Raw genomic sequence first — 379 nt, 5'->3', positions numbered from 1 at the left:
GGGCGGTGTCCCGGCGCAGCAGGTCCCGGGCGAGCACGGGGCCGCGCCGCTCGGGAGCCAGTTCACCCATGCCGCCGACGAGCTCGACCACTTCCGCTGCGTCCGTGACGAGCACGGCCTCGCCGCGCAGCAGTTCATGCACCCCGCCCGAGAGCCCGCTGGTGGCCGGACCGGGGACGCCCATGGTGAACCGGCCGAGCCGCTGGGCCCGCCGGGCCGTGACCAGCGAGCCGCTGCGGTGGGCCGCCTCGACCACCACGGTGGCGCGGGTCAGCGCGGCGATGACGCGGTTGCGCTGCACGAAGCGGCTCGGGGTCGGGTGGCTGCCGGGCGGCAGCTCCCCCAGGACGAGCCCCTGCGCGGCGATCAGGCCGAGCAT

1 protein-coding gene is annotated in these 379 nt (G+C 77.0%); it reads right to left on the bottom strand.

Translation table 11 applies throughout. From position 1 onward, the window contains the following. On the bottom strand, positions 1-379 hold a 379-nt coding region (locus tag G3I78_RS50965), incomplete at both ends, for a DNA-processing protein DprA (RefSeq protein WP_203616636.1).

This window comes from Streptomyces sp. SID13726 (assembly GCF_010548375.1).
Classification (GTDB): domain Bacteria; phylum Actinomycetota; class Actinomycetes; order Streptomycetales; family Streptomycetaceae; genus Streptomyces.
The sequence above is the reverse complement of the archived record's forward strand: the minus strand, read 5'-3'. Positions and strand labels throughout refer to the sequence as shown.